Raw genomic sequence first — 20,328 nt, 5'->3', positions numbered from 1 at the left:
GCAGAGAGGAAGCCCGCAGGCTGTAAGGCTTCTATAAACGACTGATTATTCCCTACCTTGCGAGCTGCAGCGGCAAAGCTACAAAGCCGCTGCCGGAATTCATATTCCGTTATCTAAGTAAGAGCTGTCTAGATTTGCCGGCAGCTATATGAGGGTGGTACCACGAACGCATTCGTCCCTTTCGAATGCGTTCTTTTTGTTTTCTTATAACCGAAAATCGATCAAGAGGAGGCTATTCCAAACATGAGACAGAGCCAACTATTAATGCCAACTTTACGCGAGGCGCCATCGGAAGCGGAAGCAGCCAGCCACATTCTAATGCTGCGTGCTGGTCTAATCAGACAGCTTGCGGCTGGCATTTATACTTATTTGCCGCTCGGCCGCCGCGTGCTCAGAAAGCTGGAGCAGATCGTGCGGGAGGAAATGGATCAGGCAGGCGCGCAAGAGGTGCTGATGCCGGCGATGCAGCCTGCCGAGCTTTGGCAGCAGTCTGGTCGTTACGAGGTGTACGGACCCGAGCTGATACGATTGCATGACCGCCATGATCGGGAGTTTACGCTTGGCCCAACACATGAAGAAGTAATTACCGCTCTCATTCGCAGCGAGGTAAGCTCTTATCGGCAGCTGCCAATGACGCTGTACCAGATACAAACGAAGTTTCGCGATGAGCAGCGTCCTCGCTACGGCTTGCTGCGCGGCAGAGAATTTCTAATGAAGGATGCCTACTCCTTTGACGAGGACTTTGATAGCCTTCACCGCAGCTATATGAGCATGTACGAGGCGTATAACCGCATCTTTACGCGCTGTGGCCTTAATTACCGTGCTGTTGAGGCGGATGCAGGCTCCATTGGAGGAGAAGGCGGCACGCATGAATTTATGGCGCTCGCTGAAATCGGTGAAGATACTATTGCGGCATGCGATGCATGCAGCTATGCGGCTAACCTTGAGAAAGCGGAGTTTCGCGTTGAGCAGCAAGCAGACAGCATGCAAGCAGCAGAGCAGGGAGAGCTTGAACGTCTCCATACGCCAGACATTAAGAAGATTGAGCAGCTTGTCGAGGCGTTTGGCATCGGCGCCGATGCCTTTATGAAAACTTTGATCTATACGGCCGACGGCAGCCCTGTAGCGGTTATCGTTCGAGGCGACCATGAGGTTAATGAAATAAAGGTCAAAAATGTGCTTGGTGCAGCGCAATTTGAGCTTGCGGATCATGTGACGACGGAGCGGGTGACAGGCGCGCCAACCGGCTTCGCAGGTCCGATCGGCTTAACGATTCCTATCCTGGCAGACTATGCTGTGATGGCAATGGAAGCGGGAATCGCGGGTGCAAATGAGCAGGACTATCACTTAGGGAACGTGCAGCCGGGCGTTCATTTGGCAAATGTGCAAGTAGGCGATTTTCGCAATGCGATTGCGGGCGACTGTTGTCCGCGCTGCGAGCAAGGACGCTTGACGTTCCATCGCGGCATCGAGGTTGGCCATGTATTCAAGCTTGGGACCAAATATAGCGATGCGTTGAACGCTAAATTTCTGAACGCCTCGGGTGTGGAGCAGCCATTCATAATGGGCTGCTACGGGATTGGGGTATCCAGGCTGCTATCCGCTGTCCTTGAGCAGCATGCCGACAGCAACGGCATCGTTTGGCCGAAGTCTATCGCGCCCTATCAGGTGCATGTCGTCCCCGTTTCTGCAAAGGATCAGGTTCAAATGGATTTGGCGCTTCATATTGCAGCACGGCTTCAAGAGGCAGGGATTGAGGTTCTGCTTGATGATCGCGACGAGCGTCCGGGCGTCAAGTTCAAGGATTCGGATCTTATCGGCATACCGCTTCGCATCGTAATAGGGAAGCATGCCGCAGAAGGGGTCGTTGAGCTCAAGCTTCGAAACGAAGCGGAAGCGCAAAAGCTAGGCTTAGAGGAAGCCATCGCTTTTGCACTCGAAAAGTAAGCGGTAGAACGAAAATAATACGCTTTCATATAAAATTTCCACTGCCGCCTATGGCATAGTGGAACAAAAGGGGAACGAGCCGTCTGCATTTGGAGACGGCCGCGCCCTTTTTTTAGTTTAGTCGGCTGTATTCGTAAAATTAGTCAATAATCCAAGTTGCCATAACATAAGATGGAGTATAAGATGAAGATAAGAACAAATTATCAGATTATTTCGTCAACTCATCATCTAAACTGAGGTAAGGGAGGGATTGCCGTGAACAAAAGCCACGAAGTCGAATATTGCAATTTGGAGCTGCGATTTGACCGCCGGCAAATCCAAAATCTCATCCGCGATCTTATTCAGGAAGGTTACTCCTTGTATTGGAGCGAGACGGAGGGGCAGTTTTTAGTATCCATTCGAACAGGCCGCAAGCTCGTTAAGCTTCAATTCCAGCGAATGAAGAATCGTTACAAAATTGTCGGCGACTACATCATCAAGGACGAGAAACTGTCAGAGTTGATTGAAAAGCTGATTAATGACACACGTGGACATGCGGTTGTGAAGCGCATTAAAGATCGTCAAATCGTCATTGAGAGTATTATGTTCGGTGAGATTATACGACTCGTGGAGGTGTCCGGTATGGAACATCGGATTATTTATCAGAAGAAGCCTTTTGTTACAATAGAAGAAATGATTAGAGCTTTTCAATCCAAGCGAGCAGAGGAAAGAGCCATCGTACTGCGCTATGAGCTTGATTACGAGTTGTCGATGCTCTTCGATGCGCTGCAAGGCGATGACGAGGAAGCGGTTACGGAATCTAAAGAACGACTGATGGCGCTTCGTTCGGAAATGTTGCAACTGGAGCTCTGATGATGGATGCTGGTCCCTATATGAAAGACTAAAAGCGATCGAAAGCTGTGCACCACCTGCAGCATTTGATCGTTTTTAGGTTGTGCTATGATCGTTAAACGATGCCGCGCTGCATCGAATAACAGGTGTATTCCTTCAAATATAAGATAAACTTTTTGAATCGGTCAATATTTTTGATGCCACAAATCCGACATTTTTATAGGGAAATAGTTTTCTTCTTGGCATAAAAAGAGTAAAATGAAAATATTGTGACCCAAAATAGATGATGAAGGATGGAAGAACCATATGTCTAAACAGCAAATTGGCGTTATTGGATTGGCCGTAATGGGTAAGAACCTTGCCCTTAACATTGAGAGCAGAGGCTTTACAGTTTCGGTATTTAACCGCTCCCGCGAGAAGACTGATGATCTTGTTCAAGAAGCTGTAGGCAAAAATCTTGTACCGACCTACACCATTGAAGAGTTTGTTCAATCGCTTGAAGTGCCGCGCAAAATTTTGATCATGGTTCAAGCTGGAGCAGGAACAGACGCAACAATCGATTCCCTCGTTCCTCATTTGGCTGAAGGCGACATTATCATCGATGGCGGTAACGCTTATTTCCCTGATACGGTACGTCGCAGCAAAGACCTGGAAGCAAAAGGCTTCCGCTTTATCGGTACAGGCGTATCCGGCGGCGAAGAGGGCGCTTTGAAAGGACCTTCGATTATGCCAGGCGGCCAAAAATCGGCTTACGAGCTCGTTGAACCGATCCTGACAGCTATTTCGGCTAAAGTAGGCGATGACGCTTGCTGCACATATATCGGACCTGATGGCGCTGGCCACTATGTGAAAATGGTACATAACGGAATCGAGTACGGCGACATGCAGCTGATTTGCGAAGCATACGACCTGCTCAAAAACGTGCTTGACGTTAGCGCGGAAGAACTTCACGAAATTTTCTCCGAGTGGAACAAAGGCGAGCTTGACAGCTACCTTATCGAGATCACAAGAGATATCTTCTCGAAATACGACCCTGAGACAGGCAAGCCAATGGTAGACGTGATCCTAGATTCCGCAGGCCAAAAGGGAACTGGAAAATGGACAAGCCAAAGCTCGCTGGATCTTGGCGTTCCGCTTTCGATCATTACGGAATCCGTATTTACTCGCTTCTTGTCCGCTATGAAGGAAGAGCGCGTTGCGGCAAGCAAAGTGCTTAACGGCCCTGCAAAAACTCCTTTCCAAGGCGACAGAGCAGCATTTATCGAGTCCGTGCGCAAAGCGCTGTTTGCAAGCAAAATTTGCTCGTACGCACAAGGCTTTGCTCAAATGCGTGCAGCATCGGAAGAATATAACTGGGATCTTAACTACGGCGAAATCGCAATGATTTTCCGCGGCGGCTGCATTATCCGTGCTCGCTTCCTGCAAAACATCAAAGACGCTTACGACCGTGATCCGAACCTTCGCAACCTGCTATTGGATTCATATTTCCAAAATATCGTTGAGTCCTACCAAGGCGCTTGGCGCGAAGTGATTTCTGCTGCTGTTACAAACGGCGTACCGGTTCCTGCTTTCTCAAGCGCAATCGCTTATTTCGACAGCTACCGTACAGAGCGTTTGCCTGCGAACCTGCTTCAAGCGCAGCGCGACTACTTCGGCGCCCACACATTCAAACGTTTGGACAAAGAAGGAAGCTTCCACTTCAACTGGATGCAATCTTAATACGAGCAGCTGTTTAACGATTCCGCTCGCGGGGATTGTCCACATACAGTCCGTGTGCTGCTTGACGCAGCCATTCCCGCAGCCGATCAGCCTCTTGATTGCTGTAATGTCTGCGGTGAACGAGGGACATGGCCGCTTCGGCAAAAAAATGAAAGTTTTGCAATAAGCGTGGCTGCGAAAGATCCATTAAGGCTGGATCTTCGTCAGCCACCTTTTTTTTAATCAATTCGAGCATCCAGACGACATCCGCGCGACAGAGCGGGTGATCAGGATCGAGAATACGATCGACACGTTTTTGAGTGGGGTGAAATTGTTGCAGGTGGAGATCACTGGTCATCGCTAACGTCACTCCTATTCCTAATTATTCATCATTATCATCCATACGGCATATGCAACTTTTTTATACCCTAGAATCCCAAAAAAATGATATGATGTTGAAGAAAAAATGGTTCAGCATGAGCGAAAAGGGTGAAACGGTTACGATGGAAAGGCTACCATTGAAAAAATTAGTGTTAATCGGGTTTATGGGAACCGGCAAGTCAACCGTCAGCAAGCTGCTCGCAGAGAAGCTTGGCTGGAAGCGAGTCGACGGCGATGAGGAAATTGAAAGGCTTGAAAACAGGCTTATTTCTGATATTTTTGCTGCCGATGGCGAAGCGGGCTTTCGTGTAATCGAGACCAATGTGCTTGAAACGATTTTGGCGAGCGAGGAGTCTTCTGTCATTGCCACAGGAGGCGGTGCCGTACTTAGCGAGATTAACAGGGAGCTTATGCTCAGCAAAGGGTTTGTCGTCGCATTGAAGGCGAGTCCGGAGCAAATTATTGCACGGGTAAAGACCGACACGGCGCGCCCGTTGCTGCAAGGCGATGCGGAGGAGAGAGTTAATCTGCTGCTAGAGCAGCGCAAGCATGCCTATGATTTTGCACATCTGACGATTGATACGACGAATATGTCAGCAGAAGAGGTCGTTGCGGCAATACTTACGCAGCATATGATTTCGTAATAACTGGATTTTTCATCACTTCAATCGGCCGCTCGGCCGGTTGGGGTGTATATATTATTGTAAAGGGAGATCATACGAACTATGGACGTATTAGTGACGCCAACGCCAAGGCTTGAAGGCGAGCTTCAAGCGCTATCTTCAAAAAATTACACCACTCGCTACCTGCTGGTAGCAGCACTTGCGGAAGGGACGAGCACGATTTATTATCCGGCTCATAGCGAGGATAGCGATGCAATGCGCCGCTGTATCCGAGATTTAGGAGCAACCGTTGAGGAGGATGATGAGAAAATCGTCATCACAGGCTTTGGACGCAATCCGAAGCCGGTCGAGCAGCTTGATGTAGGCAATGCGGGTGCTGTATTGCGGTTTTTGATGGCCATTGCTGCACTATGCCCAGATGTTACCTTCATTAACCGTTATCCGGATTCGCTAGGTAAACGTCCGCACAGCGATTTGATTGAATCGTTGACAGCGATGGGCGTATCTATCGAACACCAGGACGGCAAGCTTCCAATTCGCATTCAAGGGGGCGCTCCTAAAGGCGGAAAAATTCAAGTATCAGGCAACATTAGCTCGCAATTTTTGAGTGCGCTGCTGTTCTTGACGCCTTTACTCGAGGAAGACAGCGAGATCGAGGTGCTGCATGACTTGAAATCGAAGGTCGTCGTTGGTCAAACGCTTGAAGTGCTGGAGCAGGCCGGTATCGTCATTCATGCCGATGAGGACTATATGCGTTTCCGTGTTCCAGGCAGACAAAGCTATGCGGCCAAAACGTACTCCGTACAAGGCGATTATCCGGGTTCTGCGGCGATTTTGGCTGCTGCTGCCGTTACCGAGTCAGATGTTATCGTGCACCGCCTGGAAGAGAAGAGCAAGCAAGGCGAGCGCGCTGTTGTTGATGTTCTCAAGATGATGGAGGTTCCGCTTACGCATGAAGGCGGCATCGTCCATGTAAAAGGCAATGGAAAGCTTAAGGCAGTAGAGTTTGATGGCGATCATGCAACGGATGCTGTGCTGGCGATGGTTGCTGCGGCTGTTTTTGCCGAAGGGACTTCCAGATTCTATAATGTAGAAAACCTGCGCTACAAAGAATGCGACCGCATTACCGACTATTTAAATGAGCTGCGCAAAGCGGGCGCGAATGTGGAAGAGCGCCAGGCAGAGATTATTGTCCATGGTCGTCCTGAGGGCGTTGAAGGCGGCGTTGAGATTAATGCCCATTACGATCACCGAGTCATCATGGCATTGACGGTCGTAGGTTTGCGTGCAAAACAACCGATTCGCATTCGCGATGCTCATCACGTGGCTAAGTCGTATCCCATTTACTTCGATCATTTGAAAGCATTGGGTGCGAACGTCGAGTGGATTGAAGGCTAAATGATGAAAGGCGTTACGCATTTGTTCTTCAAATAATGAATTGAGGTGTTATGATGGCATTTGAGAATCCTACACGTGAGCAGATAAAGGGTATTTTGGAGAAAAGCACGACTGTCGCCGTTGTTGGTTTATCCGACAAGCCAGATCGCGTATCCTATATGGTATCCGAAGCGATGCAAGCAAAGGGCTATACGATTATTCCCGTCAATCCTAACGCCGATACTATATTGGGACAAAAAAGCTATGCGTCGCTCAAAGATATACCTGTACCCGTTGATATCGTCAACGTATTCCGCAGAAGCGAGCATACGCCGCCTGTTGCGGAGGAGGCGGTTGCTATTGGCGCCAATACCCTCTGGCTGCAGCTTGGCATCGCAAATAAGGAGGCAGCTGCCATTGCATCTGCAGGCGGCTTAGAGGTCATTATGGATCGGTGCATCAAGGTTGAGGATTCTATCCTGCTTCCTGGTGGAAAACCCAAAACATAACTGTAATAAAAAAACGGTCACTCCTACACAATAAGAAAGGCTTCAAGAGCGAGTGCCGAACTTGTTATCGCATAATCAATGAGGGCGAAACGGTCGACAGTCATCTGAAGACTCTATGATTGTATTCCAAGGAGGACACGACGTGAATCAATTTTCGCAACAACCGGGTAATTTCCAAGGACAACAGAGCTTCCAAAACCAAAACGCACAATTCCAGCCAACTGGCAATGTGCAATCGCACTACCAAGGGCAGCTCAGCCAACCGACTTTTGGCAGACAAACGAATTCAATCGTTTCGAATGTGCCAGGCGGTTATCAATCGTCTTATTCTTATAACCAAGGCGCACAACAACAGTTTTCGCCATCTGGTTATTCGAATATGACAAATCCGGTGGGAACGAACAATTCATTCATCTCGCATCAACCAGTTCAAAGCTATGCACAATCGCCTGCAACAGCGTTTGGTAGCTTTGGTCCAGTTATTTCGCATGTTGGTTTTCAAGCTGGCCCAGATAATCAACAAGGCCGTCAACAGTCTTTTAACCAGTCTTATGGATCGCAAAATGCACAATTTACAGCATCCAACTACGGTGGCTTCAACCAATCGAATGCACAAAACGGATATGGTATGACACCGACTCAATCGTACACATCTTCGCAAACCCCAGTGTTGGAAGCTACGAATTCCTACCAACAAGCAGGTCCGGTTATTTCGCATGTAGGTGGCTACCAAGCTTCAAACACACAAAACTCGCCTTACTTTGGTGGCAATCGCTAACATCGTTATAAAATAACTGAAAAGAATCATCAACATCGGCGGGCCCTACAAGGCTCGCCTTTTACTTTGACAAAATCGAAGCAAACGCTTAACATCGTTATAGATATATCGGACTAATTGCTTTTGATGTCTAGTTTTGCCGCGCATAATTTTGCCACGCAAAGCTTTAAGGAGGTGCATAATGGTTTTCATAGGAAGTCTGCAGCAGCTCGGTAGAGCTTTTATGCTGCCGATGATTGTATTGCCGGGCGCGGCTATATTTTTGAGTTTGAGCAAGCTGCCTTGGGCGTACATTGGTTTGCCAGGAATGGAAGGTTATTTAGTTACAGCGAGCGAAACGATTTTTACGTTTTTACCATATATTTTCGCGCTGGGCATTTCGCTTGGTTTGACAGGAAATGCGCTTGCAGCCGGTATGGCAGCTCTGGTCGGTATGTTTATCTATAGTGGGATTACAGGAACAGCTGATGTTCAAATTGAACCTACTGTCTTAATAGGAACAATAATCGGGATCATAGCGGGAGTCAGCCACGAGAGATTCAAAAGTCTTCGCTTGCCGGAGTACATACAGTTTTTTGGAGGGCCGAGGTTTGTTCCGCTGTTCGTAAGCCTCGTATCCTTGTTATTCTCGATTGGCATGATCAACATCGCCCCCTATTTGCAGCAATTGCTTGTGGAGCTTGGAGAAATTGTTGCATCGGGCGGCGGGTTCGGCGTTTTTTTATACGGCTTTGTGCACCGCATTTTGGTCGTGTTTGGCCTGCACCATTTAGTCAGTCACGTGTTCTGGTTTCAAATTGGTGGCTATGAGACTGAAACGGGCAGCATGGTCTTTGGCGACCTGCCTCGCTTCTTCGCCGGAGATCCGTCAGCTGGCGTGTTCATGGCCGGGCTTTATCCGACGATGATGTTCGCTTTGCCGGCCATCGCTCTTGCGATTATTCATGAAGCGCGTGAGGATTTGAAGCCGAAAATACGAAAAACATTTCTTTATGCGGCGCTCGCGTCATTCCTTACGGGTGTCACTGAGCCGGTAGAATTTGCTTTTTTATTTGTGGCTCCCTATTTATACGTTGTTCATGCGATATTGTCTGGTATTATCATGTGGGTTACTTACGAGCTGGGCATTAAGCATGGCTTTTCGTTTTCAGCCGGGGCGATCGATTATGTCATTAATTTGCATTTGGCGACTCGGGGCTGGCTTATTGTTCCCATTGGCATCGTCGTCGGATTTGTATATTATTTCTTGTTTCGGTGGGCGATTCGCAGGTTTAGAATTCCGACGCCGGGTCGCGAGGAAGGCTCGCAGCTTGACGAGTGGGCAGGCGACATTCCATATCGCGCGCCGCTTATTCTGCAAGCCATTGGCGGCAAACAAAATATTGAAAAAATGGAGTCCTGTATTACTAGATTGCGGCTTAAAGTATCCAATGACAAGCTGCTCGATATAAATTCACTGCGCAATCTAGGCGCTGCTGGCGTTATTAAGCTGGGCGGCGGGCAAGTTCAGGTTGTATTCGGGACCTACTCGGAGCTCATTCGTGAAGAGATGATCAAGACGATCCATCGCGATCAAGCGCAAGTGCTGTTCCATTCGCCTATGCAAGGAAGAATGATTCCACTTGATGAAGTACCGGACCCGATATTCGCAGGCAAGCTCGTTGGACAGGGCGTTGCATTCTTTCCAGACAAAGGGGAGCTTGTCTCTCCGGTCAAAGGCAAAGTCATTCATATTTACCCGACTATGCATGCGATAGGCATTCTTACTCCTGAGGGGCTGGAGGTGCTGCTTCATATCGGAATCGATACCTCGGGTCTGGCAGGTAAAGGTTATTTTAATGCGGTTGTTAAGGAAGGCGACGAAGTTACCCCAGGCATGCTGCTCATCAAATTTGACTTGCAGCGAGTACGGAAGGAAAGCAAGTCGCTTGCTACGCCGATGGTTATTACGAATTCCGATCTTGTACACTCATGGCGTTTTGCACCGTTCAAAGCGGTGAAAAAGGGGCAGTCCTCTGTAATGTCTGTTGTACTTAAAGAGAGAAACGGTGGAGGGGAAACACAATGATTCAAGGAATAGGAGCGTCAGCAGGCATAGCGATTGGGAGATCGTTTGTGCTTCCGAATTGGGAATGGGAATTACCGGAGCAAAAGATTGATGTAGCTGATTTTGCCCGCGAGTTCGAACGTGTTTACGAAGGAATTCGTACCTCTAAATCGGAAATTGAGCAGATTAAGGATGAGCTGCGTGATGTTGTCGGTTCGGAGGAAACACATATATTCGATGCTCATATAGCCATTTTGGACGATCCTGTCTTTATGAATGAAATTCAAGGCATTATCCAGCGTCAGTACAAAGCAGCAGAAGTAGCAGTTAAAGAAGCGATCGACCATTTTGTTACGATGTTCGATCTGCTTGATGATGAATATATGAAGGAAAGAGCGCTTGATATTAAGGATGTGGGCAATCGTTTGCTGAAGCATTTGCTTGGAGCGCCGGAAATAACGCTTCCGTCGGATACGCAACCGTTTATTCTAATCGCGAAGGAGCTGTCGCCTTCACAGCTTGCCCACATCAATCCGCAGCATGTGCTAGGCATTGTGACGCTGGCTGGAAGCACGACTTCTCATTCGGCAATTATGGCGCGTGCGCTTGGCGTTCCGCTCGTTGTAGGCGTGGAGACGAAGCTTGAGGAGCCTATACAAACCGGGCAAACGATCATTATCGACGGCAGTGACGGGACCGTATTTATTGATCCTGTGCAGCAAGTGATAGATTCCTACTCCGAGCTGCACAGCCATCAAGCGGAAGCGAAGAAAAGACTGCACGGCATTGCAGGTCACCGTCCTGTAACGCCAGATGGCAAGAGACTGGAGCTGGCGGCTAATATCAGCTCCTTCAAGGAGCTAGAAATTGCATTAGCGAGCGGGGCACATGGCGTAGGATTGTTCCGTACTGAGTTTTTGTATATGGACCGCAATCGGTTTCCGAAGGAAGAAGAGCAGTTCGAGGTTTACCGCAGCGTAGCCGAGCGGCTTGGCGGCGAGCCATTAGTCATTCGGACGCTTGATGTTGGCGGCGACAAGCAGCTTGATTATTTTGAGCTTCCGGAAGAGGATAATCCGTTTCTTGGCTACCGGGCGATTCGGATTTCACTTGACCGTCAGGACTTATTTAAAACGCAGCTGCGTGCAATACTTCGCGCAAGCTACTATGGTCAGGTAAAGCTGATGTATCCGCTTATTTCATCGGTGGATGAGGTTCGGGCAGCAAACGCGGTGCTGAATGAAGCAAAGCGCGAGCTCGAGGAAGCAGGCCTTCCTTATGACAAAGGAATGAAGATTGGCATTATGATCGAGGTGCCAGCTGCCGTTATGATTGCCGATTTGCTTGCGGAAGAGGTGGATTTCTTCAGCATTGGAACAAATGACTTGGTTCAATTCACGCTTGCGGTCGATCGCATGAATGAGGAAATCTCACATTTGTATGAGCCGTACCATCCTGCGCTGCTTAGAATGCTGCGTATGACAGTTGAAGCGGCAAAGCGAAGCGGAATTACCGTTGGCGTTTGCGGGGAGCTAGCGGGAGATTTAAGAGCGCTGCCGATTTGGCTTAGCTTGGATGTGGATGAGCTAAGCATGTCATCACATTCCATTTTACAAGTGAAGGAAAGGCTGCTCTGCACCTCTCAGGAAGAGAGCAGAGAGGTGTTCCAGAAGCTGCATGCCTGCCGCACGAGCACAGAAATATTAGAGCAGCTTAATGGCTTTATGGAGCGTATAAATAAAAAAACAGCGAATGGTTAACCCATTCGCTGTACTAATGCGTCTACAAATGCTTTGGCATAAGGCGGAAGATCCGGCGGACGACGCGCGGAGATCAGATTTCCGTCCACGACAACGGCTTCATCGAACCATGTAGCGCCTGCATTTTCCATATCGTCGCGAATGCCGGGGGTTGAGGTTACCTTGCGGCCTTCTAGTATTTTCGCCGAAATGAGTACCCAGCCTGCATGGCAGATTTGGCCGATCGGCTTGTCTGCCGCATTCAGCTCCTGTACCAGCTGAAGCACTTTCGGATAACGGCGAAGCTTGTCGGGTGCCCAGCCGCCTGGCACGAGCAATCCGATAATGTCCTCGCTGTTTACTTCATCGAACGATAAATCGGCTACTGCAGGTACGCCATACTTACCGATATGCTTCTTGCCTTTCTCAGGCCCAGCATACAGGACGGTTGCACCAGCTTCGCGCGCACGATATACGGGATACCATAGCTCCAAATCCTCAAACTCGTCGTCAAGCAAGCAGATGACGGTTTTGTTTTGCAATGACATTATATTCCCCTCCATCTATTAAAGATCTCTATTATTGTAACGAAGGAGTAACAATGAAGCAAACGGATTCGAATTCAAAATCATTCTCTTATCTAAGGCTGCTTCGCTTTTTGCCTGCAGTCGCCTGGATGACCGTTATTTTTATATTATCCTCAAGAACTAGTGACGAGATCGGAACATTGCTGCCTTTCTTTCAAACGTTCTTTCCTTTTATGGAAGATTTTAATTGGGGCCATTATGTTTCTTATTTTATTTTAGCTTTAACAATCGATTTTGGAATTGGCAGGAACGGTGACCGATTCTGGATGAAGGTTGCTATCGTACTAATCTGCGGGCTGTATGGGATTACGGATGAGTTTCATCAATCCTTTGTGGGCGGCAGAATGCCTGACCCTATGGATATACGCAATGATATGATAGGAGCTGCGGTATGGACCGCGCTTTCTGCGATTCCGCCGATTCGAAAGATATGGAGAAAAATCGCCCGGTAATCGGAAGCTATTGGAAGGCATCAAACTGATTTTAGTAGTAAAAATTACATAGCTGTGTAAGCAGGAATTTATGCGAAAATGGTCGAATCACTTATACAATGCAACTCTAAAAAGCAATGCTTAGCGGCAATTGCTGCTACTAAGAAGGAGTGGACCACTTTGCATAAGCGGTGTCATTGTGGTGACATCATGAAGATGAAACTGCGCACAGTTATTTATTCGGGGAAGGTTGAGATCGACAACGTACCGATTTTCTCCTGTACGGCCTGCAATAGGAGTGAAGTTTTTCCGGAGGTTAAGCCGGATTTAACGGGATTAATTTCTCAATTGGGAACTCAACCACATAAGCAAACCTTTCTTTTTGACGAATGCAACGAATGGGCGAATTTGTTAGTTGAAGCAAAAGCGGACAAGCAGCAGACGGATCAAACCGCTTTCGAGAGATTAGTAGAGCAGCGCATTAACAAGCTTCTCGATTTGTATTTGCTTGCTCAGACGCTTAACGATGAGGCATGGATTGAAGATTTGAGTAAGAGACTTGAACAAATAAGCCGTCGTACTCTCCATACATAGCCGAATGGACTCGCGGTCATCCATGCTGCTTGCAATGCAGCAGATCAGACCCAGCTTCACATTGCGAGAGCTGCCATGTTTCGCTATTTTTGTAGCGTGGGCTGTGGATGGGGAGATGGGGGATGACCGGCAAAGTGCTCGGAAACTTTTTGTCAAGATTTGAGATCTTACAGTATTAAAGTATTGAAGTATTGAATGCAAAAGCAAATTGGAACGGGCTGATTGACGTTGTATATGTAAGGCATGAGAAACCATTCGGCGAGCTTGCAGGAGGAAACTTCTGAGGCTCGTCTTTTTTCCATTTTTATAGGCTGCTGAAATATTTTGGAAGAGTAGATTGGTCCCTATCCTTCATGTAACCGTTTCTCAAGTTCCTTTGAAAGCCTTATATTTCTTCAATTTTCCTGCAGAATTCCTGCTGGTTGTCATGTGCTTCGAGGTATGGACAATTGTTGAAAAAATAAATGAAAGCTCGGAATATCAGGGTTTTTGACGTCTTTTGCTTTGCGTTGCCATTCCCTTTATGCTATGATTACGTTAATATACGGCGTACGAAATTTTAAAATCTGAGCTAATGGAGAGAACCACTGTGACGGTAACTATTTATGATGTAGCAAGAGAAGCAGGAGTGTCGATGGCTACGGTTTCCCGGGTTGTTAATAACAATCCCAATGTGAAACCGGCAACACGCAAGAAAGTATTTGAGGCAATTGAGCGGCTTGGGTATCGTCCGAATGCTGTAGCAAGAGGTCTAGCTAGCAAGAAAACGACGACCGTAGGGGTTGTCATTCCCGATATTTCAAATGCCATATTTGCTGAAGTAGCACGTGGAATTGAAGATATTGCGAATATGTATCATTATAATATTATTTTGTGCAATGCGGACAAGAAGAAGGACAAAGAAATCCGCGTTATTAACACGCTATTGGAGAAGCAGGTCGACGGCCTGTTATTTATGGGCGGAGCTGTAACAGAAGAGCATTTGCAAGCATTTAAGACAGCCAATGTGCCAATTGTACTTTGTGCGACTTCCGATGAGAGCGGACAAATTCCGTCTGTCGACATCAACCATGAGGATGCTGCCTTTGATGCGGTTCAAAAGCTGCTTGAGCAAGGCCATAAACGGATTGCGATGATCAGCGGCACCCTTCAAGACCCATCCATCGGTTATGCAAGATTTCAAGGCTATAAGCGCGCGCTTGAAGGTGCTGGCATTGCCTATGACGATTCCTTAGTGCGCATTGGTAACTATCGTTATGAATCGGGCGCGGATGCGATGAAATATTTTATTGAGCTGGACGAGCGTCCAACGGCTGTTTTTTCTGCAACGGACGAAATGGCGATCGGCGCAATTCACAGCATTCAGGATTCCGGCTTGAAAGTTCCAGATGATATTTCCGTTATTAGCGTTGATAATAGCCGGATGGCTTCGATGGTTCGACCGCAGCTTACAGCGGTAGCGCAACCGATGTATGATATCGGTGCGGTTTCCATGCGCTTGCTGACAAAGCTAATGAAAAAAGAAAATGTAGAGCAATCCAAAGTCGTACTACCGCATGAAATCGTTGTGCGTCAATCGGTTGGAGGAGTATAAAAGAAATGTCGTTTAACAAAATTGGAATTATTGGCGCTATGGCGGAAGAAATTGAACTGCTGCATGAGCATGTAAACGTAGCGTCTCAGGTGACGAAGGCAGGCATTACCTATTACGAGGGGACGTTGCATGGCAAAGCGATCATTTATTGCAAATCGGGCGTAGGCAAAGTAAATGCCGCTGTCTGTACGCAAATATTGCTTGATCTTGGAGCTGATTGCGTTCTTTTTACAGGTGTAGCAGGAGCAGTTGCTCCTCAGCTAAACATCGGAGATATTGTTATTTCCACAAGCTGCGTGCAGCATGATATGGATTGCTCGCCTCTCGGCTTTGCTCGTGGAACGATTCCATTTCACCCAAGATCGGAGTTTCCAGCAGACGAGCGTTTAATTGAGCTCGCCTCAGCAGCAAGCGAGCGACTATTCTCAGGGCGCAGCCTGAAGGGCAAAGTGCTCTCAGGCGATCAATTTATTGCTAGCCGCGAGACAGTAAAGCTTCTGCATGAGACGCTGGGTGGCGCATGCGCGGAAATGGAAGGCGCTTCGGTTGCGCAGGTATGCGATATGAATGAAACGCCATTTGTTATCATTCGCTCGATGTCGGACAAGGCTGATGGCTCAGCCCATGTGAACTTCTCGGAGTTTACAGTAACGGCTGCCAACAACTCATATCAAATCATTGATGATATCGTACGGCACGTTTAATTTTAATGAGATAGATGAAGGAGGAGCCCCGATGCTGGCATCGGGGCTCCTCCTTTTTTCTATGATTGGAGCATTGTCTTGAGTGCATTGATGTTTATATATCCTGAACGGCGATTTTTTGCATAGCTCTATTTTTTTCAGTGATCTCGGCGCGCCTTGGCATAGGCTCAATGTCAGTCTGATCATCCAACCATTTTGTCGGCAGCTTGAGCGGGCTTAAGGTGGTCCAGCGCCGAAGCCAGCTTTCAGGAAGCGGCGGCGTTTCTCCGGCAGCTATCGCTTTAGCAATTGGATGCTCTATCATTGTGAGCCAAACTAAAGACCAAGCTCTAGGCACGACGCGAAAAATATCGTAGCCGCCTCCGCCAAGCGCAATCCATCGTCCATTAGTATGCTCATGAGCTAATTCATGAATGATCGCTGGGATTTCGGCATAGATCCGCATGCTGCAATGAATATGAGAGAGCGGGTCAAATGCGTGCGCATCACAGCCGTGCTGACTGATGATGATATCCGGTTTGAACGCAGCGATAACTTTGCGTAGAGTAACATTAAAGCTCTCCAGCCAAGAGTCATCCTCGGTATAAGGCTCAAGGGGAACATTATAGCAGGCACCGAATCCATGGTCCACGCCTTTCTCGTGAACGAAGCCTGTTCCAGGGAACAGAAATTTACCCGTTTCATGAATGGAATACGTGCATACGTTAGGATCATCATAGAAAACCCATTGAACGCCGTCTCCGTGGTGGACATCGGTGTCGATATAAAGCACTTTAGCGCCGTAGGCTTGACGGATATGCTTAATGGCGACCGCGGCGTCATTATATACGCAAAAGCCCGAAGCGCGGTCAGGAAAGGCGTGGTGCAGTCCGCCGGCGACGTGATAGGCATGCTTAGTTCGGCCCGTCATAACAGCATCAGCAGCGGCTACAGAGCCATTGACAATAGTCATCGCAGCTTTGTGCATGCCTGGAAAATAGGGCGTATCCTCAGTGTGCAGACCAAATTGCTGAGCGAGCAAGCTGCTGTCGTCTAATGACGCGTCCTCGCTTAATTGCTTGACGGCAGACAAGTAGTCGGTTCGATGAACAAGCGAAAGCATTTCTTCCTCGGAGTAGGCGGGAGGAGCTTCCATCTGCTTCTCGGAAATAGCATTTATTTCTTTAAGCAAATCTATCGTTAGCGTGATCCGCAGCGGATCGAAAGGATGCTCCTCGCCAAATTTATATCCACTAGAATCCGTATGATGAATGAAAATAGCATCTGAAGCCATCCCTATCCTCCTAAAAGGTTTGCGGTAGCAAACCTACTTCGTAAGCATAAGCTAAGGTTCACGGTAGCAATCCTGCCTCGTAAGCATGAGCTTAATACATAAATCGTTGACGAAAGCGAACCCGGTCAAAATGCTCCACTGAGCTTAGCGGAACCTCCTTGCCGATACGCACCATAAGACAGTTAGCGGGATGGGAGCAAATTTCGGGATCATCCGTAGCGTACCAAACCATTCCAACGGATTGCATCAATTTCTCCATCATTTTGCGGTAATCCCATACATTCAGCTTCGTGCCTTCGAGATCCCAATGCCAATAATATTCAGTCGTAAAGACGATTACGTTCTCTAGCTGCTCTTCTGCAAAAGCGAGCTGAATCATTCGTTTGCCCAAGCCGCAGCCGCGATAATCATCTGCTACCTCTATCGCTCCGAGCTCAATGAGATCGGTCATTCCGCCTTCCGACCAGCGTTCAAGCTCATCGGCATAATGGAAGGTGACATAGCCTACAATAACGTCTCCCTCACGGGTTAATATGATTCGCCCTTCACTCAATCCGGCGATTTCAATAAGGGCATCATGCTGCTCATTCGGCCTGCGGAATGCGTCTAGCGATTTGTGCATCGTCATATTTGCTAGTCGTTCAGGCGGTACGGGTCCTTCGATAATTAGCTCACGGCTTGCGTCTAGAGCGAGCTGTTCCCGCTGCAAACGCTTTCGATGTTCCAAGGCTGAACCTCCTTTGTTGATAGGCTGCTGTCGGATCTCATGCCCCTACTATTCTTTTATAACAAACATTGGTTAAAATGAAAAGCGTAGTCGAAAATAAATAGGTTATGCTATAATGGGTTAGGCGGTTGAAGTGATAAGGGTGCCTATAGCTGTCAGCTTGTTTGCCTCAGGTTTGACTAGTTTATGAAAGCGCATTCTTGTGGATGAAGCACACAGATTTGATGGGAGAGTGACAGTATGATCAACTTGCATCAAGAAAGAATTCCAGCAACGGCACTAAATTCAAACTTACCGAGCTATGAAGCAGCAGTAGACTCTTTTGATTGGAGTCAGATCGAAAGTCAATTCAGCTGGCATACGACAGGAAAAGTGAATATGGCTTATGAAGCCATCGATCGGCATGTTGAGCAAGGCAAAGGCGGGAAAATCGCTCTCTACTACAGTGATAGTGTGCGCGATGAATCCTACACTTTTGAACAGCTGAGCAAGCAATCCAATCGTTTTGCAAACGTTTTACGCAAGCTTGGCGTTTCGAAAGGCGAACGTGTCTTTATTTTTATGCCTAGGACGCCAGAGCTTTATTTCAGTGCGCTTGGCGCGTTGAAGATTGGCGCAGTTGTAGGGCCTTTATTCGAAGCGTTTATGGAGACGGCAGTAAAGGACAGGCTGCAGGATAGCGAAGCTACTGCGATTATTACGACGCCTGCTTTATTCCAACGAATAAAGCGCGATGAGCTGCCAAACTTGAAACATATTATCGTATTCGGTCAGGATGTGCCGAAGGAAGAGGGCATTATCGATTTTGCGGAAGAGATGGCAATTGCATCGGATGAAGCGGAAATCGAATGGCTTGACCGTGAGGATGGCCTTATTTTACATTATACCTCCGGCTCGACAGGTAAGCCCAAAGGCGTCTACCATGTACAAAATGCGATGGTTCAACATATGTATACAGGACAAATTGTGCTTGATTTGAAAGAGAATGATATTTATTGGTGCACTGCCGATCCAGGCTGGGTTACTGGCACATCGTACGGTATATTTGCACCTTGGCTGAACGGCGCAACGAATGTCATTCGAGGCGGACGCTTTAGCCCAAGCGATTGGTATGGCGTTATTCAGAAATACGGCGTCACGGTTTGGTATAGCGCACCAACAGCTTTCCGCATGCTGATGGGTGCTGGCGACGATATTTCGCAGCAGTTCAATCTGACAAGCCTGCGGCATGTGCTAAGCGTTGGAGAGCCGCTCAATCCAGAAGTCGTTCGTTGGGGAATGAAGGTATATGGCCAACGCATTCATGACACATGGTGGATGACGGAGACTGGCGGCCAGCTTATTTGCAACTATCCAAGCATGGATATCAAGCCAGGTTCTATGGGTAAGCCTCTTCCGGGAATTAAAGCTGCGATTATTGACGATAGCGGCAATGAGGTTCCGCCATATCGTATGGGTAATCTTGCGATTCAAACCCCATGGCCGTCCATGATGCGCAAGGTGTGGAATAATCCTTCTAAATACGAAGAGTATTTCTACCTGAAAGGCTGGTATATCTCGGGTGATTCCGCGTATATGGATGAAGACGGATATTTCTGGTTCCAAGGACGTATCGACGATGTTATCAATACAGCGGGTGAGCGTGTTGGACCATTCGAGGTAGAGAGCAAGCTGGTCGAGCATCCGGCGGTAGCGGAGGCGGGCGTAATCGGCAAGCCGGACCCGATGCGTGGGGAAATTATTAAAGCGTTTATCGCGCTGCGCGAAGGATATGTGGCATCAGATGAATTGAAGCAGGAAATATCGCAATTCGTAAAAGTAGGATTATCCGCGCATGCTGCGCCTAGAGAAATCGAGTTTAAGGACAAGCTTCCAAAAACACGAAGCGGTAAAATCATGCGCCGCGTACTGAAAGCGTGGGAGCTGAATTTGCCAACTGGCGATTTGTCCACGATCGAGGATTAAGATCATTACCATAAAAGAGAGGATGTCTCCCGTTCAGGAGGCATCCTCTCTTTTTCAGTAAATTACCGCTGGAATAGCTCAATCCGCTCGCCATCAAGCCCGCTTACGAAAAAGTACTTATAACCGTTCGGAAGCGTCGTAATCTCTTCATCAACAAAGGATACGTCGAGCTGCTTCAGACGTTCGAACTCCGCTTCCACATCGTCAACGGTAACGGCGAAATGATGCACCTTGCCTTCAATCGGAAGGCTATCGTTATAACCCTGGATTAGCTCCAGCTCCGTCTCATCCGTTTCGCCAAAGCCGAGAAAAGCGAGCTCAATAACCCCATTTGTATGAAGCGTGCGCCCTTTAAGCTCAAAACCGATGATGTTGGTATAGAAGGCTATGGAAGCCTCAATATCTTTCACCATTACTCCAACATGATCCAAGCGTCTGTTAGCCATCGTTATTGCTCCCTCCTAAGATAAAATATAAAATTTTTCGTTTATGTAATCAATAAATTTTATCATAAGGAGGAGAA

Annotated in this window: 19 protein-coding genes; 14 read left to right on the top strand and 5 right to left on the bottom strand. The window is 47.8% G+C overall.

Annotation, left to right across the window (positions count from 1 at the left end; genetic code table 11):
* Positions 1 to 243 precede the first annotated feature (243 nt).
* The 3 genes from HI950_RS07260 to gndA all read left to right on the top strand — a co-directional run bounded on the left by HI950_RS07260 (position 244) and on the right by gndA (position 4,497).
* Positions 244 to 1,947, top strand: a complete 1,704-nt coding sequence (locus tag HI950_RS07260) for a proline--tRNA ligase (RefSeq protein WP_169083199.1) — start codon at positions 244 to 246, stop codon at positions 1,945 to 1,947.
* Between the two features lie 255 nt (positions 1,948 to 2,202).
* Positions 2,203 to 2,799 (top strand): hypothetical protein, encoded by a 597-nt coding sequence (locus tag HI950_RS07255; RefSeq protein WP_053375586.1) that lies wholly within the window; start codon positions 2,203 to 2,205, stop codon positions 2,797 to 2,799.
* A gap of 285 nt (positions 2,800 to 3,084) precedes the next feature.
* Complete coding sequence (gene gndA / locus HI950_RS07250) at positions 3,085 to 4,497, top strand: NADP-dependent phosphogluconate dehydrogenase (RefSeq protein WP_053377757.1); 1,413 nt, start codon at positions 3,085 to 3,087, stop codon at positions 4,495 to 4,497.
* A gap of 13 nt (positions 4,498 to 4,510) precedes the next feature.
* On the opposite strand, the gene HI950_RS07245 is transcribed toward gndA, so the two are convergent.
* Positions 4,511 to 4,834: a hypothetical protein gene (locus HI950_RS07245; protein ID WP_169083198.1), complete on the bottom strand. Its 324-nt coding sequence runs from the start codon at positions 4,832 to 4,834 to the stop codon at positions 4,511 to 4,513.
* 145 nt (positions 4,835 to 4,979) lie between these two features.
* On the opposite strand from HI950_RS07245, the gene HI950_RS07240 reads away from it, so the two are divergent.
* The 6 genes from HI950_RS07240 (at position 4,980) to ptsP (ending at position 11,951) form a co-directional block, all read left to right on the top strand.
* Positions 4,980 to 5,501 carry a shikimate kinase gene (locus HI950_RS07240; RefSeq protein ID WP_169083197.1) on the top strand — a complete coding sequence of 174 codons (522 nt, stop codon included), beginning with the start codon at positions 4,980 to 4,982 and terminating at the stop codon, positions 5,499 to 5,501.
* A gap of 81 nt (positions 5,502 to 5,582) precedes the next feature.
* Positions 5,583 to 6,878 carry a 3-phosphoshikimate 1-carboxyvinyltransferase gene (gene aroA, locus HI950_RS07235; RefSeq protein WP_169083196.1) on the top strand — a complete coding sequence of 432 codons (1,296 nt, stop codon included), beginning with the start codon at positions 5,583 to 5,585 and terminating at the stop codon, positions 6,876 to 6,878.
* Between the two features lie 53 nt (positions 6,879 to 6,931).
* Positions 6,932 to 7,366 carry a CoA-binding protein gene (locus HI950_RS07230; protein ID WP_169083494.1) on the top strand — a complete coding sequence of 145 codons (435 nt, stop codon included), beginning with the start codon at positions 6,932 to 6,934 and terminating at the stop codon, positions 7,364 to 7,366.
* Positions 7,367 to 7,508: 142 nt separating this feature from the next.
* The gene (locus HI950_RS07225; RefSeq protein WP_169083195.1) at positions 7,509 to 8,144 is read left to right on the top strand and encodes a hypothetical protein; all 636 of its coding nucleotides are present in this window, start codon (positions 7,509 to 7,511) and stop codon (positions 8,142 to 8,144) included.
* Positions 8,145 to 8,325: 181 nt separating this feature from the next.
* Positions 8,326 to 10,212 carry a glucose PTS transporter subunit IIA gene (locus HI950_RS07220; RefSeq protein ID WP_169083194.1) on the top strand — a complete coding sequence of 629 codons (1,887 nt, stop codon included), beginning with the start codon at positions 8,326 to 8,328 and terminating at the stop codon, positions 10,210 to 10,212.
* Positions 10,209 to 11,951: a phosphoenolpyruvate--protein phosphotransferase gene (gene ptsP, locus HI950_RS07215; protein WP_169083193.1), complete on the top strand. Its 1,743-nt coding sequence runs from the start codon at positions 10,209 to 10,211 to the stop codon at positions 11,949 to 11,951. The genes HI950_RS07220 and ptsP overlap by 4 nt, the downstream gene beginning before the upstream one ends.
* Here ptsP and HI950_RS07210 read toward each other — a convergent pair.
* Positions 11,948 to 12,478, bottom strand: coding sequence for a type 1 glutamine amidotransferase domain-containing protein (locus HI950_RS07210; protein ID WP_169083192.1), 531 nt, complete (start codon positions 12,476 to 12,478; stop codon positions 11,948 to 11,950). The two genes, ptsP and HI950_RS07210, sit on opposite strands and share 4 nt — an antisense overlap.
* Positions 12,479 to 12,531: 53 nt before the next feature.
* Between HI950_RS07210 and HI950_RS07205 the strand changes: the two genes are divergently transcribed.
* The 4 genes from HI950_RS07205 to HI950_RS07190 all read left to right on the top strand — a co-directional run bounded on the left by HI950_RS07205 (position 12,532) and on the right by HI950_RS07190 (position 15,840).
* Positions 12,532 to 12,969, top strand: coding sequence for a VanZ family protein (locus tag HI950_RS07205; protein WP_169083191.1), 438 nt, complete (start codon positions 12,532 to 12,534; stop codon positions 12,967 to 12,969).
* A 195-nt stretch (positions 12,970 to 13,164) separates the two neighbouring features.
* A complete protein-coding gene (locus HI950_RS07200; RefSeq protein ID WP_317618311.1) occupies positions 13,165 to 13,542 on the top strand; it encodes a hypothetical protein in 378 nt (125 codons plus the stop codon).
* Positions 13,543 to 14,131: 589 nt separating this feature from the next.
* On the top strand, positions 14,132 to 15,136 hold the full coding sequence (ccpA, locus tag HI950_RS07195) for a catabolite control protein A (RefSeq protein ID WP_169083189.1): 1,005 nt from the start codon (positions 14,132 to 14,134) through the stop codon (positions 15,134 to 15,136).
* 5 nt (positions 15,137 to 15,141) lie between these two features.
* On the top strand, positions 15,142 to 15,840 hold the full coding sequence (locus tag HI950_RS07190) for a 5'-methylthioadenosine/adenosylhomocysteine nucleosidase (protein WP_169083188.1): 699 nt from the start codon (positions 15,142 to 15,144) through the stop codon (positions 15,838 to 15,840).
* 94 nt (positions 15,841 to 15,934) lie between these two features.
* On the opposite strand, the gene HI950_RS07185 is transcribed toward HI950_RS07190, so the two are convergent.
* Together HI950_RS07185 and HI950_RS07180 are read right to left on the bottom strand one after the other, a co-directional pair.
* Positions 15,935 to 17,113: an acetoin utilization protein AcuC gene (locus tag HI950_RS07185; RefSeq protein WP_169083187.1), complete on the bottom strand. Its 1,179-nt coding sequence runs from the start codon at positions 17,111 to 17,113 to the stop codon at positions 15,935 to 15,937.
* A 91-nt stretch (positions 17,114 to 17,204) separates the two neighbouring features.
* Positions 17,205 to 17,840, bottom strand: coding sequence for a GNAT family N-acetyltransferase (locus HI950_RS07180; RefSeq protein WP_223285157.1), 636 nt, complete (start codon positions 17,838 to 17,840; stop codon positions 17,205 to 17,207).
* 240 nt (positions 17,841 to 18,080) lie between these two features.
* Between HI950_RS07180 and acsA the strand changes: the two genes are divergently transcribed.
* Positions 18,081 to 19,805: an acetate--CoA ligase gene (gene acsA, locus HI950_RS07175; RefSeq protein ID WP_169083186.1), complete on the top strand. Its 1,725-nt coding sequence runs from the start codon at positions 18,081 to 18,083 to the stop codon at positions 19,803 to 19,805.
* Between the two features lie 62 nt (positions 19,806 to 19,867).
* Here acsA and HI950_RS07170 read toward each other — a convergent pair whose 3' ends face one another.
* Positions 19,868 to 20,251: a VOC family protein gene (locus HI950_RS07170; RefSeq protein ID WP_169083185.1), complete on the bottom strand. Its 384-nt coding sequence runs from the start codon at positions 20,249 to 20,251 to the stop codon at positions 19,868 to 19,870.
* Positions 20,252 to 20,328: the final 77 nt, after the last annotated feature.

It is taken from the genome of Paenibacillus sp. PL91 (assembly GCF_012935325.2).
GTDB lineage: Bacteria > Bacillota > Bacilli > Paenibacillales > Paenibacillaceae > Pristimantibacillus.
This window is presented reverse-complemented; position numbering and strand designations above follow the sequence as displayed.

Bases quoted from the DNA above. Each gene is read 5' to 3' on its own strand.
- HI950_RS07260 (WP_169083199.1), top strand. From the start codon at position 244: ATGAGACAGAGCCAACTATTAATGCCAACTTTACGCGAGGCGCCATCG.
- gndA (WP_053377757.1), top strand. From the start codon at position 3,085: ATGTCTAAACAGCAAATTGGCGTTATTGGATTGGCCGTAATGGGTAAG.
- HI950_RS07245 (WP_169083198.1), bottom strand. From the start codon at position 4,834: ATGACCAGTGATCTCCACCTGCAACAATTTCACCCCACTCAAAAACGT.
- HI950_RS07240 (WP_169083197.1), top strand. From the start codon at position 4,980: ATGGAAAGGCTACCATTGAAAAAATTAGTGTTAATCGGGTTTATGGGA.
- aroA (WP_169083196.1), top strand. From the start codon at position 5,583: ATGGACGTATTAGTGACGCCAACGCCAAGGCTTGAAGGCGAGCTTCAA.
- HI950_RS07230 (WP_169083494.1), top strand. From the start codon at position 6,932: ATGGCATTTGAGAATCCTACACGTGAGCAGATAAAGGGTATTTTGGAG.
- HI950_RS07220 (WP_169083194.1), top strand. From the start codon at position 8,326: ATGGTTTTCATAGGAAGTCTGCAGCAGCTCGGTAGAGCTTTTATGCTG.
- ptsP (WP_169083193.1), top strand. From the start codon at position 10,209: ATGATTCAAGGAATAGGAGCGTCAGCAGGCATAGCGATTGGGAGATCG.
- HI950_RS07210 (WP_169083192.1), bottom strand. From the start codon at position 12,478: ATGTCATTGCAAAACAAAACCGTCATCTGCTTGCTTGACGACGAGTTT.
- HI950_RS07205 (WP_169083191.1), top strand. From the start codon at position 12,532: ATGAAGCAAACGGATTCGAATTCAAAATCATTCTCTTATCTAAGGCTG.
- HI950_RS07200 (WP_317618311.1), top strand. From the start codon at position 13,165: ATGAAACTGCGCACAGTTATTTATTCGGGGAAGGTTGAGATCGACAAC.
- HI950_RS07190 (WP_169083188.1), top strand. From the start codon at position 15,142: ATGTCGTTTAACAAAATTGGAATTATTGGCGCTATGGCGGAAGAAATT.
- HI950_RS07185 (WP_169083187.1), bottom strand. From the start codon at position 17,113: ATGGCTTCAGATGCTATTTTCATTCATCATACGGATTCTAGTGGATAT.
- acsA (WP_169083186.1), top strand. From the start codon at position 18,081: ATGATCAACTTGCATCAAGAAAGAATTCCAGCAACGGCACTAAATTCA.
- HI950_RS07170 (WP_169083185.1), bottom strand. From the start codon at position 20,251: ATGGCTAACAGACGCTTGGATCATGTTGGAGTAATGGTGAAAGATATT.